Annotated in this window: 24 protein-coding genes; 4 read left to right on the plus strand and 20 right to left on the minus strand. The window is 49.6% G+C overall.

Annotation, left to right across the window (positions count from 1 at the left end; all coding sequences use genetic code 11):
• Window positions 1-211: 211 nt before the first annotated feature.
• From spxB to thrC, 12 genes are all read right to left on the minus strand, one after another.
• A complete protein-coding gene (spxB, locus tag LACZS1_RS10020) occupies window positions 212-1,972 on the minus strand; it encodes a pyruvate oxidase (RefSeq protein WP_274804356.1) in 1,761 nt (586 codons plus the stop codon).
• Between the two features lie 249 nt (window positions 1,973-2,221).
• Complete coding sequence (locus LACZS1_RS10025) at window positions 2,222-3,127, minus strand: glycine betaine ABC transporter substrate-binding protein (protein ID WP_070652239.1); 906 nt, start codon at window positions 3,125-3,127, stop codon at window positions 2,222-2,224.
• 11 nt (window positions 3,128-3,138) lie between these two features.
• A complete protein-coding gene (locus LACZS1_RS10030; protein WP_010491791.1) occupies window positions 3,139-3,990 on the minus strand; it encodes an ABC transporter permease in 852 nt (283 codons plus the stop codon).
• On the minus strand, window positions 3,983-5,206 hold the full coding sequence (locus tag LACZS1_RS10035) for a quaternary amine ABC transporter ATP-binding protein (RefSeq protein WP_070652240.1): 1,224 nt from the start codon (window positions 5,204-5,206) through the stop codon (window positions 3,983-3,985). Before LACZS1_RS10035 ends, LACZS1_RS10030 begins: the two co-directional genes overlap by 8 nt.
• A 354-nt stretch (window positions 5,207-5,560) precedes the next feature.
• The gene (sfsA, locus tag LACZS1_RS10040; RefSeq protein WP_070652241.1) at window positions 5,561-6,292 is read right to left on the minus strand and encodes a DNA/RNA nuclease SfsA; all 732 of its coding nucleotides are present in this window, start codon (window positions 6,290-6,292) and stop codon (window positions 5,561-5,563) included.
• Between the two features lie 162 nt (window positions 6,293-6,454).
• Window positions 6,455-6,916 (minus strand): universal stress protein, encoded by a 462-nt coding sequence (locus LACZS1_RS10045; RefSeq protein ID WP_010491798.1) that lies wholly within the window; start codon window positions 6,914-6,916, stop codon window positions 6,455-6,457.
• Between the two features lie 48 nt (window positions 6,917-6,964).
• Window positions 6,965-8,224 carry a carboxylate--amine ligase gene (locus LACZS1_RS10050; RefSeq protein WP_306402841.1) on the minus strand — a complete coding sequence of 420 codons (1,260 nt, stop codon included), beginning with the start codon at window positions 8,222-8,224 and terminating at the stop codon, window positions 6,965-6,967.
• A gap of 214 nt (window positions 8,225-8,438) precedes the next feature.
• A complete protein-coding gene (locus LACZS1_RS10055) occupies window positions 8,439-8,726 on the minus strand; it encodes a type II toxin-antitoxin system HicB family antitoxin (protein ID WP_083311645.1) in 288 nt (95 codons plus the stop codon).
• Between the two features lie 12 nt (window positions 8,727-8,738).
• Entirely contained in the window at window positions 8,739-9,689 is a 951-nt protein-coding gene (locus LACZS1_RS10060) for a hypothetical protein (RefSeq protein WP_070652243.1), read from the minus strand.
• A gap of 65 nt (window positions 9,690-9,754) precedes the next feature.
• Entirely contained in the window at window positions 9,755-10,801 is a 1,047-nt protein-coding gene (locus LACZS1_RS10065; RefSeq protein WP_070652244.1) for a Fic family protein, read from the minus strand.
• Between the two features lie 80 nt (window positions 10,802-10,881).
• Window positions 10,882-11,787 (minus strand): homoserine kinase, encoded by a 906-nt coding sequence (gene thrB, locus LACZS1_RS10070; RefSeq protein ID WP_070652277.1) that lies wholly within the window; start codon window positions 11,785-11,787, stop codon window positions 10,882-10,884.
• Entirely contained in the window at window positions 11,753-13,264 is a 1,512-nt protein-coding gene (gene thrC / locus LACZS1_RS10075) for a threonine synthase (protein WP_070652245.1), read from the minus strand. The genes thrB and thrC overlap by 35 nt, the downstream gene beginning before the upstream one ends.
• Window positions 13,265-13,373: 109 nt before the next feature.
• On the opposite strand from thrC, the gene LACZS1_RS10080 reads away from it, so the two are divergent.
• Complete coding sequence (locus tag LACZS1_RS10080) at window positions 13,374-14,573, plus strand: homoserine dehydrogenase (protein WP_070652246.1); 1,200 nt, start codon at window positions 13,374-13,376, stop codon at window positions 14,571-14,573.
• Window positions 14,570-15,916 carry an aspartate kinase gene (locus LACZS1_RS10085; protein ID WP_306402842.1) on the plus strand — a complete coding sequence of 449 codons (1,347 nt, stop codon included), beginning with the start codon at window positions 14,570-14,572 and terminating at the stop codon, window positions 15,914-15,916. The genes LACZS1_RS10080 and LACZS1_RS10085 overlap by 4 nt, the downstream gene beginning before the upstream one ends.
• A 440-nt stretch (window positions 15,917-16,356) precedes the next feature.
• On the opposite strand, the gene LACZS1_RS10090 is transcribed toward LACZS1_RS10085, so the two are convergent.
• The 6 genes from LACZS1_RS10090 to LACZS1_RS10115 all read right to left on the minus strand — a co-directional run bounded on the left by LACZS1_RS10090 (window position 16,357) and on the right by LACZS1_RS10115 (window position 22,437).
• Window positions 16,357-17,928 carry a flotillin family protein gene (locus LACZS1_RS10090; RefSeq protein ID WP_070652248.1) on the minus strand — a complete coding sequence of 524 codons (1,572 nt, stop codon included), beginning with the start codon at window positions 17,926-17,928 and terminating at the stop codon, window positions 16,357-16,359.
• 13 nt (window positions 17,929-17,941) lie between these two features.
• A complete protein-coding gene (locus LACZS1_RS10095; protein ID WP_032958671.1) occupies window positions 17,942-18,331 on the minus strand; it encodes an NfeD C-terminal domain-containing protein in 390 nt (129 codons plus the stop codon).
• Window positions 18,332-18,456: 125 nt separating this feature from the next.
• Window positions 18,457-19,500 (minus strand): PTS sugar transporter subunit IIC, encoded by a 1,044-nt coding sequence (locus LACZS1_RS10100; RefSeq protein ID WP_070652249.1) that lies wholly within the window; start codon window positions 19,498-19,500, stop codon window positions 18,457-18,459.
• 15 nt (window positions 19,501-19,515) lie between these two features.
• The gene (locus tag LACZS1_RS10105; protein WP_070652250.1) at window positions 19,516-20,508 is read right to left on the minus strand and encodes a D-2-hydroxyacid dehydrogenase; all 993 of its coding nucleotides are present in this window, start codon (window positions 20,506-20,508) and stop codon (window positions 19,516-19,518) included.
• 43 nt (window positions 20,509-20,551) lie between these two features.
• Window positions 20,552-21,715 (minus strand): aminotransferase class I/II-fold pyridoxal phosphate-dependent enzyme, encoded by a 1,164-nt coding sequence (locus LACZS1_RS10110; protein ID WP_070652251.1) that lies wholly within the window; start codon window positions 21,713-21,715, stop codon window positions 20,552-20,554.
• A gap of 311 nt (window positions 21,716-22,026) precedes the next feature.
• Window positions 22,027-22,437 carry a VOC family protein gene (locus LACZS1_RS10115; RefSeq protein WP_083311646.1) on the minus strand — a complete coding sequence of 137 codons (411 nt, stop codon included), beginning with the start codon at window positions 22,435-22,437 and terminating at the stop codon, window positions 22,027-22,029.
• A gap of 226 nt (window positions 22,438-22,663) precedes the next feature.
• Here LACZS1_RS10115 and LACZS1_RS10120 point away from each other — a divergent pair, with 226 nt between their 5' ends.
• Complete coding sequence (locus LACZS1_RS10120; RefSeq protein ID WP_070652252.1) at window positions 22,664-23,368, plus strand: TIGR00266 family protein; 705 nt, start codon at window positions 22,664-22,666, stop codon at window positions 23,366-23,368.
• A 24-nt stretch (window positions 23,369-23,392) separates the two neighbouring features.
• Window positions 23,393-24,208: an alpha/beta fold hydrolase gene (locus LACZS1_RS10125; protein ID WP_070652253.1), complete on the plus strand. Its 816-nt coding sequence runs from the start codon at window positions 23,393-23,395 to the stop codon at window positions 24,206-24,208.
• 159 nt (window positions 24,209-24,367) lie between these two features.
• Here the strand turns inward: LACZS1_RS10125 and LACZS1_RS10130 are convergent, their stop codons facing one another.
• Both LACZS1_RS10130 and LACZS1_RS10135 read right to left on the minus strand, forming a co-directional pair.
• Window positions 24,368-24,769 (minus strand): pyridoxamine 5'-phosphate oxidase family protein, encoded by a 402-nt coding sequence (locus LACZS1_RS10130; RefSeq protein ID WP_080978087.1) that lies wholly within the window; start codon window positions 24,767-24,769, stop codon window positions 24,368-24,370.
• A 447-nt stretch (window positions 24,770-25,216) separates the two neighbouring features.
• Window positions 25,217-25,810: a TetR/AcrR family transcriptional regulator gene (locus tag LACZS1_RS10135; protein ID WP_070652255.1), complete on the minus strand. Its 594-nt coding sequence runs from the start codon at window positions 25,808-25,810 to the stop codon at window positions 25,217-25,219.
• Window positions 25,811-25,840: the final 30 nt, after the last annotated feature.

Here is a 25,840-nt window from a genome sequence, read left to right on the forward strand (position 1 = left end):
AATGAACGCACAACCATTGCGGCGCACGTTCATTTGCAATTTCCGTACAGATAATTTGGCAGACCGCTCAATCACTAGTGCCAAAGCGGAGCAATCGTAGGCCAGAGGGGGCTCAGTCGTGCCCACCCCGTTCCAGCCCCCTCTGGCCGGAGATTGCGTAGTTTGGCACGGCTTGGAACTCATTGCCTGAGTTTTTCTCCTACTCACACAATTATCCAATCGGAACGTGATGCGCCTGCAGGAACTCACTGAACGGCACCAGCTTATCCGCATAGTAACGTTTCTTGAATGCTGCAATGGTCGGCGCATCGAAGCGATCAGGATCCAGTTGCAGGTGCTCGACCGGAATTGGCCGTTCGTTGGTAATTTTGGCATCAATCAGCGTCGGTTTGCCGGCAATGCGATTAGCCTCGGCTTCATCAAACGCGTCAGCAAGTTCCGATACCTGCGTCACCGTGATGCCTGTCATCCCCATGCCTTTCGCAACCGTTGCAAAATCGATCGGCGGCATGTCGATACCGAACCACTCATGACCGTCATCTTCCTGCTCATCTTCGATATAACCTAACGCATTATTGGAAAACACAACGTTAATAATCGGCAAATGGTACCGCACTTCGGTATCAAGATCCTGCATGACCATCGCGGCCGCGCCGTCACCAGTCAGATTGAAGACCTGTCGTTTAGGGAGACTCAACTGTCCAGCCAAAGCTGCCCGCAAACCAGCGCCCATGGTGGCAAACAGGCCACTGGTGGTCCATGCTTGGCGGCCGGTGACTTTCAACAGCCGCACGGCATTTTGCGTTACATCGCCGACATCAATGGCAAAAATCGCATCGTCCGTCGCTAACCGGTTAATTTGACCGAAGACTGGCTCAAACCGCATATCACCAGTGGTCCGCTGCATCATGTCATCGTTGTATTGATGCCAGTTTTTCACGTTGTCGACATTTGCCTGATACCAGTCGCTGCTTGGTGCATCATCGCTGCGAGCAATCATTTTCTCCAGCGTTGCCGGCGCATCTGCCAAAATGGCCACATCGGTGTGATGACGCTTGCCAAGGGTTTTCGGATCCGATTCGATCTGAATGAACTTTGCTTTAGGCGAGAACATGACTTCGGCAAATGGGTAATTTGACCCGACGAACATAATGAGATCCGCGACCCGTAACGCTTCATTGGCCGGTTTCGAGGCAACCCGGGCAGCCGAACCCAGTAATGCTTCGAACTCGTACGGAATGATCGGTTTACCAAGCGCGGTGGTAATGACCGGCATCTGTAACTTTTTGGCTAGTGTCATAACGGTATCGGCCGCACCACGGACCCCTTGGCCGACATACAACACTGGTCGGGAGGCCGCACCGATCAGCCGCAAAGCTGCATCGACCTGCTCATCGCTGCCAGCCGCCAAAACCGGCGTTGCATGCGTTTCAGCCGCACTGTAATACCCGTCAGCCGGGATCGGTTCTGCCGGTAAGTCGTTGGGGATGATCACCACGGCAGCACCACGAGCGGCATAAGCACGGCGAATGGCTTCATCGATCACATGGGGCAGACTGCGCGCGGTGGTCACCGTGCGGGCATAAACGGCGCCGTCTTGAAACATTGGATCCTCGTCCAATTCCTGGAAGAAATCGGCATTCATAAACCGCTGTTCGACCTGCCCCACCAAGAATAGCGTTGGCACTTTATCCATTTTGGCATCATAGATTCCCTGGAAAAGGTGGGTTGCTCCGGGACCGGCTGATCCAAATGCCACGCCAATATGACCGGTGAGCTTACCATCGGCAACGGCTGCCAGCGCCCCGACCTCTTCATGCCGGACATGAATATATTTGATCCGCGCCTGCTCTTCATCCAGCGCATACATCATGTTATTAAACGTACCACCGGGAATGCCGTAAAGATGGGTCACGCCCCAACTTTCCAAAGTCCGCAAGGCAGCAATTCCGGCTTTAATCGTCTCAGCCATTAAAACTCTCCTCCTTTAGGTGAGCGTGAACCGGCGCGCTTAGGAGCCTGCGCCGGTGAACGCGTTATGGTGAACACTTCATGAAAAACCGTTACAAACAAGTTAACTTTTCATAGCATTAGATTCTTCTTCGCGGTTATCGTAGTCATTAAACGCCTAGAAGGCAAGCCATCTGCTCATTAACTCACCCAACAAAAAAAGGAGGCCATCCGCAATCTTGCGAACGACTTCCTTGGCGTTAATGATCTTCTATTTCTTCAAATCTTCAATACTGTTAATGTTCTTCATATACTTAGGCACAGCCAACCCAACGCGGGCACCGTCCATGTTGACGCCAAGATCAACGACTTGGTTCTTGTAATCGGCGTATAACTTAGCCGCCGTGTTCGGCAACCATGCGGAGACCTGCGCATCTGCGGCCTTGGTGGCAACCGATGCCCAGACCGGCTGTGGCTCCATCGCCCGAATCGTGACCTTGTAGCCGACTTGGCGCAAGACCGTTGCTACGACATTGGTGGAGGCAATTTCCGAATCCCAGGCAATGTACGTTAACGTCAACTTAGGATGCCCGCTGACATGGCTCGCACCTTTCGTCCATTCGGCAACTTGCTTAGGGTGTTTCTTAACGAAGTCTTTGGCAGCATCAGCCGGATCCTGGCCATTGTTGACGGCGAGCATCACGCTGGAAATTTCTTTTGGCGTCCAGTGAAACTGATCCAACACCCGATAGGCTTGCGGATCATCCTGCTTGAGCCCCTTCCGCACAATCGTATGGATCTGTTCGGTTTTACCATAAACATTTTTAGGATCCTTCAGAAACTTCAACGGAAACTTCGTGAACATCCAGTGTGGCGTCCAGCCGGTGACCACAATCGGCCGTTTATCGGCAATCGCTTTTTTCAGCGTGCTGGTCATGGCCGCGGTTGAACTCGGCTGCAGTTGCCAATTTTTATCCGCCAGTCCGTATGCTTTCAGCGCCTTATCCGTGCTGGTCATAATCCCGGCACCGGCATCGATCCCCGTAATCGTGTAATTGATCTGCGGCCCTAGTGGCTTGTTGGCATCGTATTTCGGTTGGGTGCTACTGCATGCGGCCAGCAGCAAGACACTTGCTATCATCGCCACGGTTGCGATGATCTTTTTATAAAAAGTCAAACAGTCACCTCCTAGCGCGTGCGGTTGAGGCTTTGGGTGATCCGGTCCAAAATGATCGCCAAAATGACAATCGCCAAGCCGGCAACAAAGCCACCGCCAGCATCGTTACGTCCAACGGCAAAATAGACTTTGGTTCCCAGGCCCATTGCCCCGATCATGGACGCAATGACCACCATCGACAGCGCCAGCATCATGCTTTGGTTGATGCCGGCCATAATCGTCCCACGGGCAAACGGCAGCTGCACCTTGATAAGCTGCTGCCAACTGGTCGCACCAAAAGCAACGGCTGCTTCGTTCAAATCAGCCGGTACCTGATCGATGCCAAGCTGGGTCATCCGAACGGTTGGCGGCATGGCAAAGATCACCGAGGCAACCACCCCAGGCACCATCCCGATGCCGAAAAACGCAACCGCTGGAATCAAATAAACAAAGGCTGGCATGGTCTGCATGAAGTCCATCAGCGGTTTAACGATGGCGGACACGGTTTTACTTTCTGCGGCCCAGATACCCAGCGGAATGCCGATCACGATGGCTAACAGACTAGCCGTTAACACTAGAGTTAAAGTTTGGGTCATGTCGCGCCAGAAACCGAGATTCCAGATCAGCAGTAAGCCCAGCAGTTCAAAAATCAACAGACTCCGATACTTCTGATCCCGTTTCAGATACCATGTCAGTGCCATAATCAGCACGATGAACAGCCAAATCGGAATTAAATCAAACACGGCCTGAAAAGCGTTCACAATGCTGCCGATGAAGTTCGTCAGCACCCCGAAGAACCCGGAAAACTGGGTCAACCAGGCCACAAACGAATCGATCCAGTGGGCCAACGGTAAAGTCGGAATATTCATGAAAAGATTAAACATTGACATTGACCTCCTGTCCTGCCAGTGCCCCTAACACGGCACCGCGAATGATAATGCCGCGTAATCGGTCACGATCGTCGATAACGGCATACGGAACCGAAGTCGTGGAAACGGCGTCAAGCAGATCAGCCAGTGGCGTATCCATTTTGGTTGTCGGCACATCGGTTTTAACAATGTCCTTCAGATCCTTCTTGCCGGCATCAATGGCTGCCCGCACGTCATCCGCATCCAGAATGCCGACCAGTTTCCGTTGCGTATTCACCACATACAAACTGGAAATCTCGTTATCCCGCATGCGCCGTGCCGCCAACCGCGGACCATCCTTGTCAATGTTGACCGTATTGGCCCGAATCATGACATTAGCCGCCGTGTAAACCTGACTGCGGTCCACGCCTTCGATAAATTTCTCAACGTAATCGTCAGCTGGCTGACTCAGGATTTCTTCAGGGGTACCGATCTGGACGATTTCGCCGTCCTTCATGATCATAATGTGATCGCCAATCCGCAACGCCTCGTTCAGGTCGTGCGAAATAAACACAATCGTCTTATGCATGTCTTCCTGCAAATCCAGCAGTTCATCTTGCATATCCCGCCGATTCAACGGATCAAGCGCGGAAAAGGCTTCGTCCATCAGCAAGATCTCGGCATCACTGGCCAAGGCACGCGCCAAGCCAACCCGTTGCTGCATCCCGCCCGATAGTTGGTCCGGATATTGATCGGCAAAACCGTTTAGGCCAACCAAGTCGAGCGCTTTATTGGCCTTGGTTTCGCGTTCATCTTTATCCATACCCTGAATTTCCAAACCAAAGGCGGCATTTTGCAACACGGTTCGATTCGGCAAGAGCGCAAACCCTTGAAACACCATGCTGAGTTTCTTGCGCCGAATTTCGCGAATGCCTTGTTTGTCCATTTTGGAAATATCGTCACCGTCAATCAGCACCTGGCCGGCAGTCGGTTCAATCAACCGATTCAGCATCCGCAAGGTCGTTGATTTGCCGGATCCGGAAAGCCCCATAATCACGAAGATTTCGCCGGTCTTGATCGAAAAGTCCGCCCGATCAACGCCGACCGTTGCACCGGTTGCTTTTAAAATCTCCGGCTTGGTTTTACCTTTTTTCAACATTTCCTTAGCGCGGTTAATTCGTTTACCAAAAATCTTGGTCAACCCGCGGACTTCGATTTTGGTTTCTGCATCACTTTCAATTTTGTGTTGCATCCGTTCACTTCTCCTCTCGGGGTCACCGCTTTTTGACAAGCGTGCACCCAGTACTGTTTGCTTAAAGCTATTTGCTATGCATTGTGTTACTTGGCGTCTTATTTAAAAAACAGTTGTCATCGAATTGAAACAATGCTAACCATTGTAAAGATCATTTGTGTGTGATTCAAATCACGGAATCTCATTTTCATTTTTCGCCATGATCCTGACGTTTCCGAGCCCATGATTTTCCCGCCATCCAAAAAGCCCTCATCTGCATAGGATTGAGGGCTAGGGACGATTAACGACCCGGTAGCAATGCTTAAATAAAATTGTCAAGTCAAAATGAAATTTTTATGAACGGGTTTTCATTTTTCACAAACTCGCCAAGTCGATTTCTGTAAACGGAAGCTGTTCATCAAAGGCAATTTTGCGTCCTAACGTAATGGCATCGGGACCGGTTACCGTATCATATGCCAACACCCGAACGCCGGCTTGCTTAGCGTTGGTGATCGCGGTGACCAGCTCGGGAAAACGATCCCGATAAATGGTCATCTCCTGAATATCTGGCAACTGTACGATGAACACCAAAAACGCCTGGTAGCCTTCTGCCTGCGCCATCATCAAGGTATGGACATGCTTCAATGCGCGAGTCGTCGGGGCATCGGGAAATGCCGCCAACGAACCACTGGCTAATGTCACGCCTTTGGTTTCGACAAACCATGGCTGCCCATCTGCAGCTGTGCCGGCAAAATCCAGTCGGGAATCCCGCCAAGTCGTCTCCGGATGAACCGTATACGGCAACGTCAACCCCGGCAGTATCAAGGTTCCTGTTTCCAAGCATTCCTTGGCCACATGGTTCGGTGCCAGACTGTCAATATTGATCCAGCGATTTTGCCGCTGCACGGCTAAAAGATCGTAGTGCGTTTTGCGGTTAGGATTGGCCACATGGCGGACACTGGCAAGCGAGCCCGGAATCAGAATTTCCTTATTGCGGCCGGTATTGTTCATGTGAACTGGCGTCGTCACGCCGTCTAATGCAACTTCGACCGTGAAACGGCTAACGCGGCGAATAAGTTTGCCGACGCTGACGTTTTGATAATGCATGGGATGCCTCGTTTCTGTTAGTTAAGGGGTGGTCTTCCAGCAATTGCGTCGAGCGTACGCTGGACTGTTTGCTTGCTATCCGTCGCCAGTCTGCGCTCAAAAAGCAGCCCCGAACTCTTTTTTGGAGTCGCGACGGCTGCTTGTTGTGATGCTTTTACAATATTAGCGAACGATAATGACAGATACCGACGCATCACGTGCCACTTCACTTGCCACGTGTCCGAGACGTAACCGACCACGGCGCACGTGCGAACCCATAATAACCAGGTCCGGCTTGAAAGCAGGAATCACTTCATCAAGGATAGCAGCAGCTGGACGACCTTCTGCCACAATTGGCTGCGCTTTTTGAACGCCGAAGTCGCGGGCCTTTTCAACATAAGTATTCAGATTCTTGGCCATCTTTTCCCGTGCTGCATCAACATCGTCAGGTGTCAATGACTGGAAAATATTCAAATCGCCGGTTTCCAGAACCGAAACAATCCCCAGCGGAATATCGTAAATCTTGGCGACCGTGCAGGCGTAGTTCAATGCCTTGCGCGAGGAGTCGTCGTCATCATCATCGACCGCCAGTAGCAGTCGATTATAATGCACGGATTCAATCGTTAAATCATTTTCAGTAACCAACAGAAATGCCCCCTTGCAAGTTTAGGTATCCCTAACAAAACTATTCTATCACACATTACCTTTGTTTTCCGAAAAATACTGCTTAAACCGGCCGACATAATTGTGAAACATGTACTTAAGCAATATCCAACGCTTGAAGGTCATATCCGGCTTGTAAAAGACCGTCGTCCCGTAACGCTTTTCTTTGATAAGCTGCAATGCTTCCCGCTTGGCTTCATTATCGGCGGAATATTGCTTGAAGACCCGCTCCGGCACGCCCATCCATAGCTTGTATTTGCTGCGGTCAGCATTACCGAAAACTGTTGGAGCATCCTTGAGATCGCCGACGATATAATCACGAACCGGCCAGCTGGCAAGATTGTAGCCATTTAACGTGACAAAGAAACTGCTGCGTCCCTGGCGGATGTTGATTTCAAACAACTTAAAGGTGTTGTCGCGGTGATCATATTTCATATCAAAGTTGGCAAAACCCGTAAACTTGATGGCTTCCAGGAAATCCTTGATCTGATCGTATAGCTTCTGATCAAATGCCGGCATAATGGCGACATAATTACCGATTGAAGCCGGCGTCGGATCTTCCAGCAGCGGGTGGCCCAAACACATCATTTTAACGTGATGATATTGATCCACATAACAGTTCATGGTACGCATGTTGCTATCATCGCCGGGAACAAAATCCTGCAAGATCAGATCCGACGTGTAGCCATTGTCGTAAATTTTGGCAATCGTGTTGGTCAGCTCAACCTGTGAGTGGATCGTGAACGCCTTCTTACGTCCTTCAAAATGGATGTTCAACCACTCCACCGAATCAGTCGGTTTAAGCGCCACCGGAAATTCAAACGGTGCGGTGATGGTGGCGTTGCTTTCGTACATCGACTTGGTGACAATTTTGGTCGCCGGATATGGCAGATGATATTCCTCGCAAACCTGATAGAAGCTTTCCTTGCTATTCAGACGCTTCAGCAAATCATAGTCAACATAAGGGCAGATGAACCATTGACTCAATTCGTCTTTATGTTTGGATACCAGTTGCGCATATGTATCGCCGCACGCAATCAAGAGTAGTCGACCTGCCGAAGCCGCATGCAAGTGGGCGATTTCACGCATTTTTTCGATGAACGTGGGGTCGGAATCAAACTGCTTAATTAGATGGACATTCACGATACGCGAAAAACGCGTCGGCGCAAGCTGCTCACGGGCATAAACATCAATTGCGCCGCCGATCATCTCGTGGAACGAACGCGCCATCCCGTACACGTTCATATCACTGCCAAGCAGAATGGGGGTAAAACTGGGTGCATCTTTCATCTGGATGATATTCTCCTCGTTCGATAGGCTCAGGTTCGTTATACCTGCGCCTTGAAATTTTCATTGAAAATGCAGCGGCGATCAGTGACGTGGTTGGTGCCGGCTGCATATGACATTTCCGAAGCGATGGTTGAAGCGGTTCAACTTTTCGCTCGTCGCTCTCGAATTATACCATACTGGCAATATGCATTCATGAAGATACTGGTAGTGTGGTTTAAAACTGTTTCAGTTGCGCCATATCGACCGTGATGTACACAATGCTCTGATTAGCTGCCAACGACCAATTCGACGGATCCTGAACTGGTGGATAAGGTTCACCATCCAGCATGGTTGCGATGGCGTTCACAGCCTCTGTGGCCGCTTCTTCACGCGTCGTTCCTTCAGTCACCATTCCTTTAATATTTGGACTGGTGACTGTAAAGTAATGGCCGTCTTCATCATTAAATTCGGTGAAAATGGTTGGATAAACTAGAACCGATGATTTGATAGGCTCTTTTTTCATGGCTGTACTCCTTTAATCGGAGATCTCTACTTGACCCGCCTTCTCCGCCAGATACGCAGCGATCTCTTCTTCCGTGGGTGGATGCTTACTGACCCACCCCATATGAACGGCTAACTGTTCTTCTTTTGGGACAGTCGTTAATTCCTTGATACAGGCAAGCGCGCGCTGCCGATACGAGGCCCTTACAGCGATGATTTGCCCGACTTTCAATTCACCTCTAAGCCGCCCCGGAATACTAAAACGGTGCGGTTTGCCTTTTAGACCCACCGCAACCACTGTGTTGTAAGGACTGATCATATTGAGTTTTTCTTCTTTTGGCAAATCGGTTGCAAACACTTCCAGGATAGTTCGGACTGAAAAGTCAAGCACCCCGTCGCCGTGCCACAGTTGCAAAATTTCTGGCGTCGTCAGCCGTTTTATCACGCCCTCACCTAGCGCAGTGACAGCAGCGGCCCCCGTTTCTTCCGTCGTTATCAGTTTAAGTTGGTTTAACTGATCCAGCAGCATAGACAGACGCTTCAGCGACAAGGTAATGATTTGGTCGTCAACCGCTATTTGAACGTTGTGCTGCTCGTCTTCCATCACCTCGGCATGCTTGACAAGCAAAAGCATGTAGGCAAGGCCACCCACTCGCAGTGTATTGTTAGGGCTGGCCAGGCAGTCTCGAATCATGTCACGGAGTCCGCCGAAGTTAGCAATATTTCGCAGATCAAAGTTGAAACCTTGGTAACCGGCCTGGCGATGATCGCTAATTCTCAAGTGCCAAAGCCGTTTGCCGTCAGTAATCAGGCTGTACCGGCTGTTGGTGGTAAACGAATAGACGAATAACAATTCATGCTGATCAGGACCCAGCGCCGCTTTAATCGTGTCATGAATAACCTGCGACAGGCGACTGGCGGTCGTGTAATACCAGTGCTGGCCGATGTTGATCAGTACCCGTTCGTTAGACTTAATCCGCTCCATCCGTTCCGTCCTTTCTGATCTGGATCATGACAGTTGTCTGCCTTTATATTACCAGAAAATAGCCGTCAAACGAGACGATATCTTGTTGCTCGCCCTCTGCCGATTTTCTCGATCTGCTGTTTATTTTGTAGTTCGAGAAGGGCCCGTTCGATTGAACGCTGACTGTATTCTGGCACAAGCGATAATAAATCACGCTTGCTCAGTGGCCGTAATTCTCTCTGCAACGCATTTAAGACCAATTCTGCCGCCGACTTAGCTTGAGGTTGTGTGATGTTGATGCGCTCATTCAAATCACGATAAGCCTGCAAAATAATGCTCAAGAAGTAATCAAGGAACGGCGCGTATGAATTACCATTCGTCATCCAATCGGTCGAACTCTGTTGGAGCCGCTCGTAATAAGCAGATTTTGTGTGTTCGATAAGTTGTTCAATACTAACGAATTTTCCTACCAAAAAGTTGTTTTGGTATAACGTCAGCAGCATTAAAAGCCGCGACATGCGACCATTGCCATCTCTGAACGGGTGAATGGATACAAAGTCAAAAACAAATGCGCCGGTCAGCAATAATGGCGATAAAACGCCGGCATGGATTGCCTGATTGTAGGCATGGCACAACGAATCGACCAACTCAGGTGTCATGTGCGCCGGTGGTGGGGTGAATCTGACACCCTGACTTCCATATTTATAGTGATTGACAATGGTGTTATTGATGTCTTTGTAATGACCACCCCATGTACTTTCAGTGTAATTAAATAACTGTTTGTGTAAGCCAAGGATTGAATTGCTAGTAATAGGAATGTCTTGATAGTGCTCATGGATCAACTCTAAAACATCACGATATCCGGAAATCTCCGCCTCACTACGATTGTGGGGCGTCGTCTTTTTGTTCACCAGTTCCCGTAAACGCGTGTCACTGGTATAAACTCCTTCAATTCGGTTGGACGCATCGGTGCTTTCAACTTTGGCAATGTTGACCAGTCTGTCTAAAGCAACCCGACTCTTCTGTAGACTGTCCTGTTGTTGTCCGCGCAATTCATAAATCTGATTCATCTTAGCCATGATGGCAGGGGTGACCACCAGTGCATTGAGGCTTTCAAAGTCAAAATATTTCATCGCCAAGCGCTCCCTTTCCTCGCCATATTACACTATTTGGCGTAGAAAACTCAATTATGGCGCGTAAAAAAAGCCGAGCTTCAATGCTCGACTTTTTTTGAAAGTTCCCCCGTTTTTACCACCTGTACGCCTTGTTCACTTGGCGTCACGATCCGCACTTGCCATTCCGGCCAACGTTGCGCGGCTGCCTTTTGCAGTTGTTCGGCTCCGGCGGCATCGCCAACAATGGCCAGCATGGTCGATCCCGACCCGGAAATCAATAAGATCCCGTCGTGTGCGGCTGTTTCTTCGCGCGCTGCCTGATAATCCGGAATCAACGTTGCGCGATACGGCTCGTGCATCCGATCCTGAGCCACCTGGCGTAACAGCGATAAATCTCCATCCACCAATGCACGGGTCATCAAAACGCAGCGGCCCATTTGATAAGCCGCATCCGCATAACTCATGGTTGCCGGCAAAATATTGCGTGCTTCTTCGGTGCTAACCGCGTATGGCGGAATCAAGGTAACAAAATGCAGCTGTTGGCTGACGGGGTACTGCCGGACAATCGGTTCATTACCCGCCAAAACAGTCGCACAGACCTGTCCATAAATGGCCGGCGCCGCATTATCCGGGTGTCCTTCCATCTGAGTGGCCAACTTCAAAAGGGCGGCTTCATCCCAGCCGGCGTGAAACCAGGCATTCGCCGCAGCAAGACCGCCGACCACACACGTCGCCGAACTGCCCAGCCCACGCGCACTGGGAACATCCGAGTCAACGGTGATACGTAAGTTGGGAACCGGTTGATGAATCGCATTCGCAAACGTGACAAAGGCGCGATAAATTAAATTTTCCGGATTAGCAAAATCATTCCCGTCACCGATGATCTCAAGCTTTTGGGTGCTCGGTTCAAAAGTGAACCGAGCTTTGAGATCAAGGGCCATGCCCAACACATCGTAACCAACACCTAAATTAGCGGTTGTTGCCGGAACGGACACGCGAATCATCATCGAAAACCTCCTTTGCCGCATCGAGAATGGCGGTGCCCATTGCTGCTGGTGCAATCACGTGTTTCGGTTGCGGCGTCATTCCAGCCAGACGGGCCAGATTTGCTGGAATCGCAAGGCCACTCACCTGTTGTAGTTGCTTCATCAACGAAAAATCGTCGCCTGAAACCGGCAAGTCAAGTGCCTTAGTTACCGCACGCGGGAACTTGTAAGGACTCGCTGTGGCCAACAAAACATTCGGCGTGGTATCACCCGTGGCCCGATATTGTTGCATCACACTATAGCCGACTGCTGTGTGTGGATCCATTAAGTAGCCATCTTGCTGCCAGACTTTGGCAATCGCCTCTGCTACTTGTTCGTCAGTCGCAAAACCACCGGCAAAATCAGCTTGAATCGCCGCCAGCACATCAGAACGGACTTGATAGCGTCCTGTTTTCGCTAGATCTTTCATTAGCATGGCCACATAGGCACTATCTTCGCCGCTCTTATAATACAGCAGGCGTTCCAGATTACTTGAAATCTGAATATCCATACTTGGGGCAACGGTTTTTAAAAACGGCCGATTGCGGTCATAGATGCCAGTATCAAGAAAATCCGCGATCTCGCGATTGGCATTAGCCGCAGCAATCAGTTTATGAATCGGCAAGCCCAGTGCCTTGGCATAAAAACCAGCCAGCACATCGCCAAAGTTTCCGGTCGGCACCGTGAAATTAACCGGTTCCCCTAACTGGATTGCATGGCTGTTGACCAGTTGCAAATAAGCGGCAAAATAATAAACCACTTGTGGGATCAGCCGGCCGATATTAATGGAATTGGCTGCCGACAACGTAACCTGCTCAGCCTGCAATCGCGCAGCAAAACCCGTATCGGTAAACAACGCTTTGACCGCACTTTGCGCCTGGTCAAAATTACCGGCAATCGGGAACACCCGCGTATTCTTACCAGTTGTTGTCAGCATCTGCTGCTCCTGAATCGGGCTAACCCCATGATCGGGATAAAAAACCGTAATACCAGTTTGCGGCACATTTTTGAATCCCTGCAGGGCCGCGGTGCCGGTATCGCCACTGGTCGCCGCCAGAATCATAATGCGATCTTCCAGATCAAGGGCCAATCGCATCAATTGGGGTAATAATTGCAGCCCCACGTCTTTGAAGGCACTGGTCGGACCGTGAAATAATTCAAGCACGTGAAAATCGCCGACTTTTCGAATCGGTGTGATGCGTTTATCGGAAAAATTTTGTCGATATGCTAAATGGATCGCTTTTTTCAATGAAGCAGTGTTAAAATCAGGCAACAGGGTCATGAGAACATGCTGAGCAATCGTTTCATAATCTGCTCCCAGTAAATCCTGAAGCGCAATCCGATAATCCGTTAAATGCGGCAAAACGAATAAGCCGCCTTCTTCGGAAATACCTTGCTTAATGGCTTGCTGACTCGTTTTGGTTACTCGTTGATCCCGTGTGCTCGTGTATCGCATGTGAACGATTCTCCTATCTGATCCGACTTGTTTTTACGATATGGATATGATAATCTGTTCGCATTAGAAAAACAAGTGTCTATATTTTATAAACAAGGAGCTGAGAAATATGAATATTGCCATCTTAGGTTTTGGTACTGTCGGTAGCGGCGTTTACGATATTGTTGCGAATGGTGATCGCCGAATGCGGGTCACTGCGATTTTTATTCGCCCAACTCACCCTGCCACCATGCCTGAGATGACAACTGATTTCGATGCCATTCTTGCGGATCCTTCTATCGATGTGGTGGTGGAGGCAATCGGCGGGCTGCATCCCGCTTACGATTATATTCTCCGAGCCTTGCGCCATGGCAAGCATGTTGTGACAGCCAATAAAGCGGTTGTTGCCCGTTATCTGCCTGAATTTATTACCACTGCCGAACAGCATCATGTTCGCTTCTATTTTGAAGCAACGACTGGCGGTGGCATTCCCTGGATCCGTAATCTGGAACGGGCTGCGCGGATTGATCAGGTCGATACAATCGAAGGCATCTTTAATGGCACCAGCAATTACATTTTAGACCAGATGCAACGTGCCCACCTCGATTTCGATCCTGTCCTTTTGGCGGCCAAGGACATGGGCTATGCCGAAGCCGACCCGAGTGCCGACATTGACGGCGATGACATTGTCAACAAGCTCAAAATCTCTGCGGCTTTGGCCTACAATATGGTACCGCCGCGTGATGTGCCTAAGTTTGGCATCCGTCACGTCAGCAAAGCCGACATCGACTTTTTCGCCAAACACCACCAAGTGCTGCGTTTAATCGGTAAAAGTAAGCGAATCGGTGATCATTATAGTATGGTCGTTGAGCCGCGACTTTATCCAGCCACCGCCTTGGCCGCAAATACTTTTGAAAACTTCAACCTCATTCGCTTGCATGGTCAAACCATTGGCGATTTACAGTTCTATGGCCAAGGCGCCGGCAAATACCCGACGGCCAACGCGATTGTTCAAGATCTTTTCGATATTCTGGAAAAGGTCACCCATCTGAAACGCGACTTCAAGCAAACCTTACAATTTGATCCTGACCTCAGTGTTGCCGATTATCTGTTACGGGCTGATCCGTTAACCTTTGCGATGTTTAACGACAAGCAAACTGAAGTGATCGACCACCGGCTGCTGATTAAACAAATCCCGGTCGGCGAAATGCATCGACTCATGCGTGGCGTTTTGGCAATTGATGCCCATGCATTCATGGCGGCGATTGGCGACAGCGAACTCGTCGCGCGCGATGTCAAACAGCAATTGGATCAGGAGGTCATCGGATGAAAGTCGCAAAATTTGGCGGCAGTTCCGTTGCCACCGCCGATCAATTTCAAAAAGTCAAAGCCATTATCGATCAGGATCCCCAGCGTCAGCTTGTGGTCGTCAGCGCCGCCGGTAAATATGGACCGGCCACGCAAAAACTCACAGACATCCTCTACCTCATTGCAGACGGCATCGAAGCCGGCCGCGATGTGACGCAGATGTTTGCTCAGGTAGAGGCCAGATTGGAAGCCATCAATCACGCATTACAGTTACACGTGCCTTTAATTAAATTAATGAACACGATCCGTCATCGGCTTGCCACGCATTATTCGCGCGATTATCTGGTATCCCGCGGCGAATTTTTGACCGCTCAATTGATGGCAGCGTATCTGGGCTACACCTTCGTGGACGCCGTCGACTTATTCTTTTTTGATCAAAACGGCGCCATTGATGAGGCCAAAACCCAGGCAGCCTATCGCCAGCTTCCTAAGCATCACGGCTTGGTCATCCCCGGATTTTACGGACAGAATCAAGCCGGGCATGTTCAACTCATGCCCCGTGGCGGATCGGATATCTCCGGCGCATGGTTAGCGCGGTTGGCTCAGGCAGATTTATATGAAAACTGGACTGATGTGTCTGGCATTAAAATGGCGGATCCGCGCATTATCAAGGATGCCGACAGTATTGATGTGATGAGCTATGATGAGTTGCGCGAATTGACCTATATGGGCTTTAGTGTGTTTCAGGAAGAAGCCGTCCAGCCGGTTCGTGAATGTAAAATTCCAACCCGCATTCTCAATATCAATGCACCACAGGATCCGGGAACGTTGATCATTCATGATGACGACCCCAGCGACGAACTGCGCATTATCACCGGCATTGCTGGGCGAAAACATTATCTCGTCATTACTATTCGTCAATACCAGCTTGCTTTACACTTGGAAGTCATTCAACGCGCATTGGGCGTCATTGCTGCCCATCATCTAGTCGTTGACTACCTGCCAACCGGCATCGACAGCTTCAGCTTGTTGATTCGAGAACCCCGCCACCAAATCTCGGTTCGTGAGTTAACAGCAGCAATTAAAACCGCCTGTCAGCCGGATAAACTAGAAGTCACTGAAAATGTCGCCTTAATTGCGATGGTTTCCCGTCAATTGCGAAAACGACCGGCGATTGCGGGCAAAGTGCTTGCGTATTTGGATGACAACCTGTTAAATGTCCAGTTGGTCAGTCAAACCAACGACGATATCAACTTACTGATCGGCGTCAACGACAAAGACTATGATAAAGCCGTTCGCGTCATTTACAGCAGCATTCACCAAAATTTTCACCGCCCGGCACCTTATATCGAGGGCATTGCTTGAGGTAGATGGTGTTTGCTGGCCTATCAAAAAATGAAGCGAAGCCATAATTCTGCAAAAGCATCAACAGTTTAATAAATTCCGAACGATACAGAAGGGCTTCAGGCAATAGGTTCCATGCCGTGCCAAACTACGCAATCTCCGGCCAGATGGTGCTGGAACGCTGTGACGGCGCTTTGAGCCAGAAAACCGCTGTCTCAAAGTCGCCTAACAACATCAGCGACAAAAACCGTCGCTGTGTTGTTTCCACGGCTGAGCCCCATCCGGCCTACGATTGCTCCGCTTTGGCACTAACATCTCAACATCCCTAACGATTTACTTCTGGGAAAACAAAAACGAACATACTCACAATTACTGAGTATGTTCGTTTTCATATTGCCGATGTGAATTATGCCCCAGCGACCTTTTTACGTTACGCAGCCGCTAATGACACTGGCGCATCACTATTTCTTCCACGGCTTATCTGCCTCTTTTGTTGGTGCAATTGCTGCCGATTGACTGGTTGCGGCCGGCTTGGCGGCGGAGGTTGCCGGTGCTGCTGGTGCTGCCGGTTGCTTTTGCGGTACTTCCGACTGCTTTTGCGGCGCCTTTTCGGCAGTGTCCGCGTGCCGACCCTTGATGGCATCGACCACTGGCTGATTGCCTGCTTGATGCATGAGAGCGCCATTTAACATCCCGCGAATGTCAATGCCTGCCACTTCCTGAAGCATGTCCAGTTCCTTCACCAAACTGCCACTGGTTTGCTTGGTGAGGTCGCCGTCACCATAGAGCTTAATCGAATCAACGTTGGCGTAAGGACTCATGGCAGCTTCAATGATCTTCGGCATTGCCTCGATGGTCATCTTGAAACGACCAGATTCATCCAATTGACGCGCTGCTTCTGCCTGCTTCGCGATCGCTTCCGCCTGGGCCAGCCCGATTGCCCGGGTCTTTCCGGCTTCGGCTTCCCCAATTGCTTTCGTAGCATTGGCATTCGCTTCAGCAGCCAATTCAACTTGCTTGGCTGACGCTTCGGCTGCAGCAATCTGGGTCGCCTTCTGCGCTTCAGCCGCACGCTGAGCCTTATACAAGTCAGCATCTGCCTGTTTACGCACGGTGGCATTCAGTTCCTGTTCCTGCAGTTCCGCGTTCTTCTGGGCCAGTTCAATATCTTTTTCCTTTTGAACCTGCTTGGCCTTCATCTGCTCAACAATCGCTGCCTGATCGGCCTGGGCCTGGGCAATTTCCTGTTGCTTCTTGAAGTCGGCCATTTTGACTTGTTGCTCGCGTTCGGCATCCGCCACCTGCGTCTGTCGCTCGATTTCCTGCTGTTTGGCTTCCTGATCGGCTTGGGCTTGCTGAATCCGCGTGTCACGGTTAGCGGCCGCTTCAGCAACTGCCGCGTTTTTCTTGACCTCGGCAATCTGCTTCTTACCTAATGAATCAAGATAGCCGTTCTTGTCAGCAATATCTTTGATCGTAAATGAGATAATCTGCAGACCCATTTTGGCTAAATCGGAACTCGCCACGTCCTGAACTTTCTCGGCAAACGCATCCCGGTTTTGGTAAGTATCTTCAACCGTTAACGTGCCTAAAATAGCCCGCAAATGGCCTTCAAGAATTTCGGTCGCTTCGGCGTTGATCTGTTCGTCATTTTTGCCTAAAAACTGTTCGGCAGCAGTTGCGACTTCTTCCTGACTGGAACCGATTTTTAAAATAACCGTTCCGTTGACGATGATCGGAACGCCTTGCTGCGTGTAAACTTCCGGCGTTGCCACCTCGATTGTGCGGGTGTTCAGGCTTAAAACATCCCAGCGCTGTAAAATCGGCAGGATAAACGACCCGCCATTCGTGATCAGCTTCACCCGATTCCCGTTAATATCCCGAAAGCTATGCTTGCCAGATATCAAGGCACCGGAAATAATCAGAACCTCGTTAGGCAATGCTGTCTTGCGGTGCGTTGCCAAGAAAATAAAAAGCAACAGTAAGACAACGATCACAATGATCCATGGCATATAATCAGCTAAAATTTCCATTCGTCCCCTCCTCTTAGGGTTGGTTATGTGCGGCGACCTCATCAACATATGCGACGCCTTCTGTGAGTTCGATAATCACGACTTTGGTGCCCTGTTCAAGTGGACGATGCGTGCCTGACCACAATTTAGCCGGGTAAGTTTGCCGCGCCCGGCCGCCACCCGTCACCATGACTTCGCCCGTATGATCAGGGGCAACCGCCAGTGTCAACGTGCCCAGCAGATAATCCTGAGTGCTCATGGACGTTGTGTTCTCCACCGATGACAAAACGCGCTGTAAAACCGCCAACAACGGCAACAACACCAACGATAGCAACATCCATAAAAGACCGGCAACGATCACCAATGCAACCACGCCCACCACCAACTGCAAACCCAATCCTTGTTGGGTCCACCAAGTAACCATTCCGATCGCCTCGCTTTCAACAGGTACAAACGTCTCTTTTATTCTACCATGCAAACGATTCCCAGCCTATACCAATCGAAACGAAACGAGCGTTTTATTTTGCACAATCGATTTTATCAAAATGATCAGTCATAATGCAGCGCATAATCTTCTGGGACTTGATACCGTAACGTTTTGGTGAACAATAAATAACTGATGTAAGCTAATCCAATTGGCAAGACAAAGAACAGCAGCGTCAGCTCCAAAATATTGCCTACTGTCACGGTCTTCATCGCATCTAACGCCGCCAATGGTCCAACTAGTCCAGAAAACCCGAATCCTGCGCTGGCCGGGGTTCCCTGAATGTTCAACGCTGCCCCAACCCCACCAAGAATGCCGGCGTTGATCGCCATCGGTAAGAACAGCTTCGGCTTAGACAAAATATTGGCCATCTGCATTTTAGGCGACCCTAGGAAATGGGCCAAAGACGTGCCAAGCGGATTCGCCTTCCAACCGTAAACTGCTAGCGCAAAACTTGTCCCGACAATCCCCAGATTCGCGGATCCGGCGCCGATCCCGCTTAACGAAATGGCTGTGGCAATCCCGACTGTACTGATCGGAGTCACGATTAAAACCGCAAAAATGATGCCCATCAAAACGCCCATGACGATCGGTTGCAAGGCGGTAATGTCATGCACGAGCACCCCGATGTACTTGGTAATCCCGGAAACCGGCCCTAACGTCAACATTCCCACACCGCCGGCAATGAGTAAAACCAGCGACGGAATCAGCAGGATCGTATAGGCTTTCAACGCATTCCCCAGCAATAAAATCACCAAATAGCCAATCGCAAGCGTAATTGCCAGATTGATGACATCCCCGGTTCCGGCAACCGTTAAGCCTGTTTTGGTCAAATGGTAATTCCCAGCGCCAATAATCGCGGCCAACGCCAACGAACTCGTCTGAATCGGCGTAAACTTCGCAATCATGCCCACACAAACCGCCGACAATGCCGGCAACAAGGTCATGGCGGCCGTGGTCATATACGTCACCACCGCCAGTTGCGGAAAGCTCGGCAAAAGCAACTTCACAATGGCGTTCAAAATAGCGCCAGGCACCAGCGCCACGATGATCCCCACAGACAAACCATTCAAAATGTTCATCGTCACCGTTTTCGCGTCTTGTTTCATGCATTTTCCTCCAATCTAGTTAACTTGATGCGGTGAATGACCGCCTTCCAAAATGAGCTTGACATCGTCTAACGAAATATCAATCATGTTTTTCACCGCTGCATCGGTGTAAAAGCCGATATGTGGCGTAATCTCAACGTTCGGCATCGCCTTCAACGTCTCGAGTTCGGGATTGTCCACCAGAGTCTGACTACGATCCTCGCCAAAAATACCGGCTTCCCCTTCAATCGTATCCAACGCCGCACCGGCAATGACATGATCCTTCAGCGCCTGAATCAATGCACCGGTATCAACAATCGGCCCGCGGGCAGCATTAATGAGATAAGCGCTTGGCTTCATTTTTTTCAGTGCATCTGCATCAATCAGATGGGTGGTGATTGCATCCAGTGGTGTATGCACCGTCACGATATCAGCCGTCGTCAGTAGCGTGTCCAAATCCACATAACTAACCGTATCCGCCAGCTCAGGCCGCTTCACTGGGTCACTCACAATCACCGTTGACCCCAACGCACGGAAAATCCTAGCCACCGCACTGCCGATTTTGCCGGCGCCAATAATGCCGACTGTCAGATTGTGAATTTCCGCAGCTTCCAAGCCACCCCAGCTGTAGTCATCCTTCGCTTCGCGGGCACTTGCTTCTCCTAAGTGACGGATCAGCCGCATCACTTGTGCCAGCACCAGTTCGGAAACCGACCGCGGCGAATACGCTGGCACGTTGGTCACAGCCAATCCGTTGGCGGTAGCGGCTTCAAGGTTCACAATGTCAAAGCCGGTAATCCGCAATGTCAGCTGCTTAAGACCAAATGCCTTCAGCTTTTGATACACAACGTCATCAGGAATGGCCGCGTGTTGCTGAATCACAATGCCGTCATAACCCTTAGCCAAGTCAACCGTCTTGGGCCCAAGTTCAACCGTGTTCGTATCTACCTCAATGTGATTAGCGGCCACCCAGTCATCAATGGCAGCTTGCTCATCGGGACGAACGGAATACATCAAAATTTTTGTCATCTTTGCCTCCATGTTGTTTGTCGTTACTTTGCCTATTTAGCCATTAATGACTCGCCATGTACTTAGCAATGCGATCTGTCGCTAGTTCGAGATCTTCCATTGACGCCGCATAAGAAATCCGCACATAACCTTCACCGCCAGGACCAAAACTGGCACCCGGAATAACCGCCACTTTTGCCTCGCGCGCCAACGCGTAGACAAACTTCCAGCTATCATGCATGCGCTCCGGTAATTTAGCAAAAATGTAGAAGGCCCCATCAGGATGCGGCACCGTCAATCCGGCATCGGTCAAGGCTTTGATCAAAAAGTCCCGTCGCTTCATGTAAGCTTCCTTCATCGGCTGGGCATCATTCATACCATTTTTCAGCGCTTCTTCAGCGGCACGTTGCGCGTTCGTGGTCACGCTGGTGATTGTGAATTCGCTGACTTTTCCGACTTGGGCAATGATATCCGCCGGCCCCGCCGTGATACCCACGCGCCAACCGGTCATCGCGTGGGACTTTGACACCCCATTTAAAACGATCGCCTGCTCCGGCAATACTTCCCCTAGCGAAACGTGGGTGCCGGTATATGTTAATTCGGAATAAATCTCGTCGCTCAACACAAAAATCTCATACTGTTTAATCACCGCTGCCAACGCTTCGAGATCGGCGCGACTATAAGTTACCCCAGTTGGATTCGTTGGGTAATTCAACACAACGGCTTTTACCGTATCTTTATTCGCTTCAATCGCCGCTTGCAGCTTTTCCGGTTTCAAAATGAAGCCGTCCGCCGAAGTGTCAATAAAAATCGGCTTAGCACCATTCAACATCACAATCGGAATATACAACGGGAAAATCGGTGTCGGGATAATCACGGTATCACCTTTATTCAGCATCGCCGTCAAACTCGAATAAATCCCGCCAGTCGCGCCCGCCGTGATCAGAATCTGGCTCTCGGGATCATATTTCGTGTGGTACTTTGTCGCCAGATAGTGACTGGCTGCAGCCCGCAATCCCGGCAGCCCCTTGCTTTGGGTATAGTGGCTTTCATTATTTTCAATCGAGCGGATACCCGCAGCCTTGACATGTTCCGGCGTAGGAAAATCCGGCTCACCCAATGTCAGCTTGACAATCCCGTCAATTTTGCTGATTTCCGCATTAAACTGTAAAATATCGCTCGGCTTGAGCTGCCGAACTTCCTGATTCATACGATCAACTAATGCCATTTCTTCTACCTCCAATATTTTTTGCCAGTATTCTTAGCGATTAACCCGACAGACGCAAAAACCCGCAGTCGATGTGACTGCGGGCAAGGAATTGGGAATGATTCTCCTGATTTCAGCCACACAGTCAATTGCTTGATCTGTGTGACCGCTCACTCAAAGGTAACTGGTCTCACAGATCGCGTCTGAAAAACCAGAAATAAAATGATTGTGCGCTTTGAGTCAGCTTCATCGTCATCATGAGAACCTCCTAAGAATTGGATTAGCTAAAGATTACCGGTTACTTGTGCATTTGTCAACTAATTCGAGTTAAATTATTTGACTTTTGTCATGACATCTTGAAACGATTCCCCATTTGGCTTGGGTTCGGTCAAAGTAAGTTTATGCCCATCCAGGTCTTTTAGCGTCATCTCAACCGCTTGCCATGGCTTTTGGGCCGGTGGTGACACAATTGATTGTTCCTCAGTCTTCTCAGCAATCGCCGCAATATCTTTGACTAATAAGTTAATCACAACACTGCTGCCAGCTGAGGCGTGTTTATCTTGAATCAACATCAAATCCTGATACCGTTCGCGACGAATATGCATCATGATGGGTGATCCCGATTGATCATTAAACGTATAAAGCTTTTGAAAGCCTAATTTGTCTTGGTACCAATTGGCCGCCTTGACGATATCCTTGACCGGCAGTTTGACGAACATCGGCATTGGATAGTATTCTGGCAAAATTATCACGTCCTTTTTTAATTAAGCGAACCGCGATATTTCACAACGACGACCCATCTTGTCAGTTGAGACTGATCATCAATGCGATTGGCTTGCGGTTCAACATAAAAATAGCCGATGACGTGGCGTCAGGTTCAAGCCTCCACTAACTTTTCCGAGGAAAAATGCCGCACTTCAACGGTTGAGTACGCTACAATTAAATTAATTAAGAAGGGAGTTTTTATCGATGAAATATACCATCACGGCCAACAATACTTTCCCGGTTGTGGATATTGCCATGGAACAGGATGAAACGATCCAGATTGAATCAGGCTCCATGATTTATCACAACGGATTAGTCGAGTTGAGCGGCCATATGAACAGCAACGGCAAGAAAGGTCTCGGCGGTCTCATGAGCGCGATTGGCCGGTCGGTGACAAGCGGCGAAAGCTTTTTCATCACCACCGCCACCGGTACCGCACCCAATGCCGAATTGGCCATTGCACCCGGCAATCCGGGGGTGATTAAGGAATTAACGCTTGATGACAGCCACCAGTACCGTCTGAATACCGGCGCTTTTCTGGCCATGGACAGCTCCGCCAGCTATCACATGACCAGTCAAAAGGTTGGCGGCGCGCTGTTCGGCGGCACTGGCGGTTTCTTCATTATGGAAACGGCCGGCACAGGCACCATGCTGGTTTCGGCGTATGGTGATATCATCCCGATCCAACTCGACGGGAGCCACGAATACGTTGTTGACAATAGCCATGTGGTTGCGTGGGATAGTCAGCTGGATTACCACATTCAGCCGGCCAGCGGCGTCATCGGCTTCACAACCGGCGAAGGTTTGGTCAACCGCTTCACCGGAACAGGAACGGTTTACATCCAGACACGGAACATTCAAGCTTTGGCTAACCTGATTGAGCCATTTATCCCGACTAAGAGTGACTGATCATTAACCAGTAAGGAGACATCGATGCCAGAAAAATTCGGATTGCACTATCAAACATTTGGAAGCGGCCAACCGATTTTCTTTTTACACGGCATGGGGTTGGACAGTCACAGCATGGCAGCCTTTTATGAGCCGCGGTTAACGGGGAATGAAAAAACCGGCTATACGCGGATTTATCTTGATTTGCCCGGCATGGGTGGTTCGCCTGCCACGGCAGCATTGCGCAATGCAGACGATGTGTTAGCGCAACTCCATCATTTCATCCAAGCTGCCAGTCAAGGTCAAAGTTACCTCGTGGGCCATTCTTATGGCGGTTACTTGGCATTAGGCCTGCTCGCGCGTTTCCCGACGGATTTTCTCGGTGCTTTTTTAACCGCGCCGGTTGTCATTGCGGATAAAGCAAGCCGCCACGTTGCAAAACTGCAGCATGTCGTGAAGGATGATGTGACAAGTGACGCCGCGGATTTTGCCGACTACCTCAACATGAACGTGGTCATCAGCCACGCTACTTGGCAACAATATCAACAACTGATCCGACCAGCTGTGGCCCATTTTGATCGGCCATTCTGGGATGCGATGAAAATGCGGCATGACTACCGTTTTTCTTTCGAATCTCGTCTAGCCAGCATGCTTCAGGAACCTGTCACCATGTTACTGGGCCAAAATGATAATGAAGTCGGCTATCAAGATCAACTTGACTTTGCCAACGGGCACGACCATGTCCACACGACGTTAATTCAAAACGCCGGGCATAATTTGATGATGGATACACCTGATCAGGTGATGCAAACTTATCACCGGTTCATACAGGAATCGAGAAAGAACGATATAACCGAATAGCATCTCAGCAAAAGCAAGGGAATGGTGACGGCAGCGGTTTGGGCAGCGGAACCATTCCTTTTTCTTGATACAAACACCAAAAGACGGCTAATCTTTTCGCTGATTGGCCGTCTTTTGGTGCTTCAGATGTTATCCCATATTTATATTAAAGACATTGGCTTACGCTTCAAAAAGCTTCCCTGCCTTAGGACCGGGGTCTAATGTCCAGATCTTGTCAATGGTAATCACGCCAGCTCCTTTTGGCACTGGGAATTTGCCCTCAGCCCACTTTGCTGCTTGATCATAGTAAGGACCGTCCGTATAGAGCTTGGCAGTGCCGCCAAAGCGGAAGCCTTTCAGAGCCTTGGCATTAGCAACAGCGACAATCGCTTTCCCGTTGTCGTTAATGTTGGCTTGGGTTTGGCCACCTGTCATTTCGTTGTAAATAAGGTGCTCATCGTCCAACACCCGCATTGAGATCTTAGGCCCAACATCCGGGTTGCCATCCGCATCAACGGTTGAAATATAGGACAACTCACCAGCAATCATGTCTTTCATTGCTTGATTCAATTTTGCCACTATGACACATCCCCTATTCATTTCAGTACAGCCATTCTAAGGCCGCTAAAGGTTTCAGGCAATTATTGTGTCTCGGTGGATGCCATGTTCATAGAGATGAATACAGTTAAATATAAATATTCACTCAAGCGTCTAGTGGAGTAGCTTGATTCAATCTGCGGAATGTTTATGCTTTTTCCGCCGTCTTCCGAACCAGTAATCGGCTATCAGGCTTCCAAGCGCGCCTCCAACAAAGACCCACCATCGAAATGGACCTCTCAGCCAGATAGAGATAATAAACGCCAGTAACATCGCAACGCCGAACGTCAAGATGAAACTCCGCCAATACTTCATATTTTTCCTCCGTTCATCGGTTTGCCGCCTTAGAGATCATAATTTGAAAGCTGATAATGCCATGCCCTACAAATAGACGACATGAATGTTCTGCGTTGCCGAATCTATCAATAATCGTTACTTGATCTGCCGTGTCAGTTCTTCCGGCGTTAGCATTCGGGTTTGGCGAAAAATACGATAAGCATCTTCTGGAGGCAAAACCGGTAATTGATTCAACCAATAGACAATGATATCTAAGACTCCCTGACTTACAATTTCCTGAGCATAGTCACTCGGCACCTGTTTTGATTGTTCAACTGATTCCCCTGCGCCTTGGCGTAAAACTGCCACAATCAGTTGTTTGACCTTGGTGACCAGTCGCGCGCCACCTTCATTTAACAGCAAGGCAGCCAACTCGCGCTGGTGATAAAGGTATTTAAATAACTGGAAAAACGCATCATTTTCATGAGTCGTTTTTGACCGGTCGTTTTGGGTAAACGGTTTGGGAAAACGTTCGAAGATGCTGTTGACATGGCTGACAATTTCATCCTCGTAATGATTCAGTAAGTCATACTTATCAAAATAATGCAGGTAAAAAGTGCCGCGACTGATGCCGGCAAGTTTGACCAATTGTTGCACGCTGATTTTTCCAAAACCTTCTTGCTGCAATAGTTGAATAAACGCCTTTTGAATCTTAACCTCTGTTTCAACCATCTTTGTATTTGTTGCCAAGCTAGCTCGCCTCCATTGACAGGTTGTCAA

Source organism: Lacticaseibacillus zeae subsp. silagei (genome assembly GCF_030770335.1).
Lineage (GTDB): Bacteria > Bacillota > Bacilli > Lactobacillales > Lactobacillaceae > Lacticaseibacillus > Lacticaseibacillus zeae.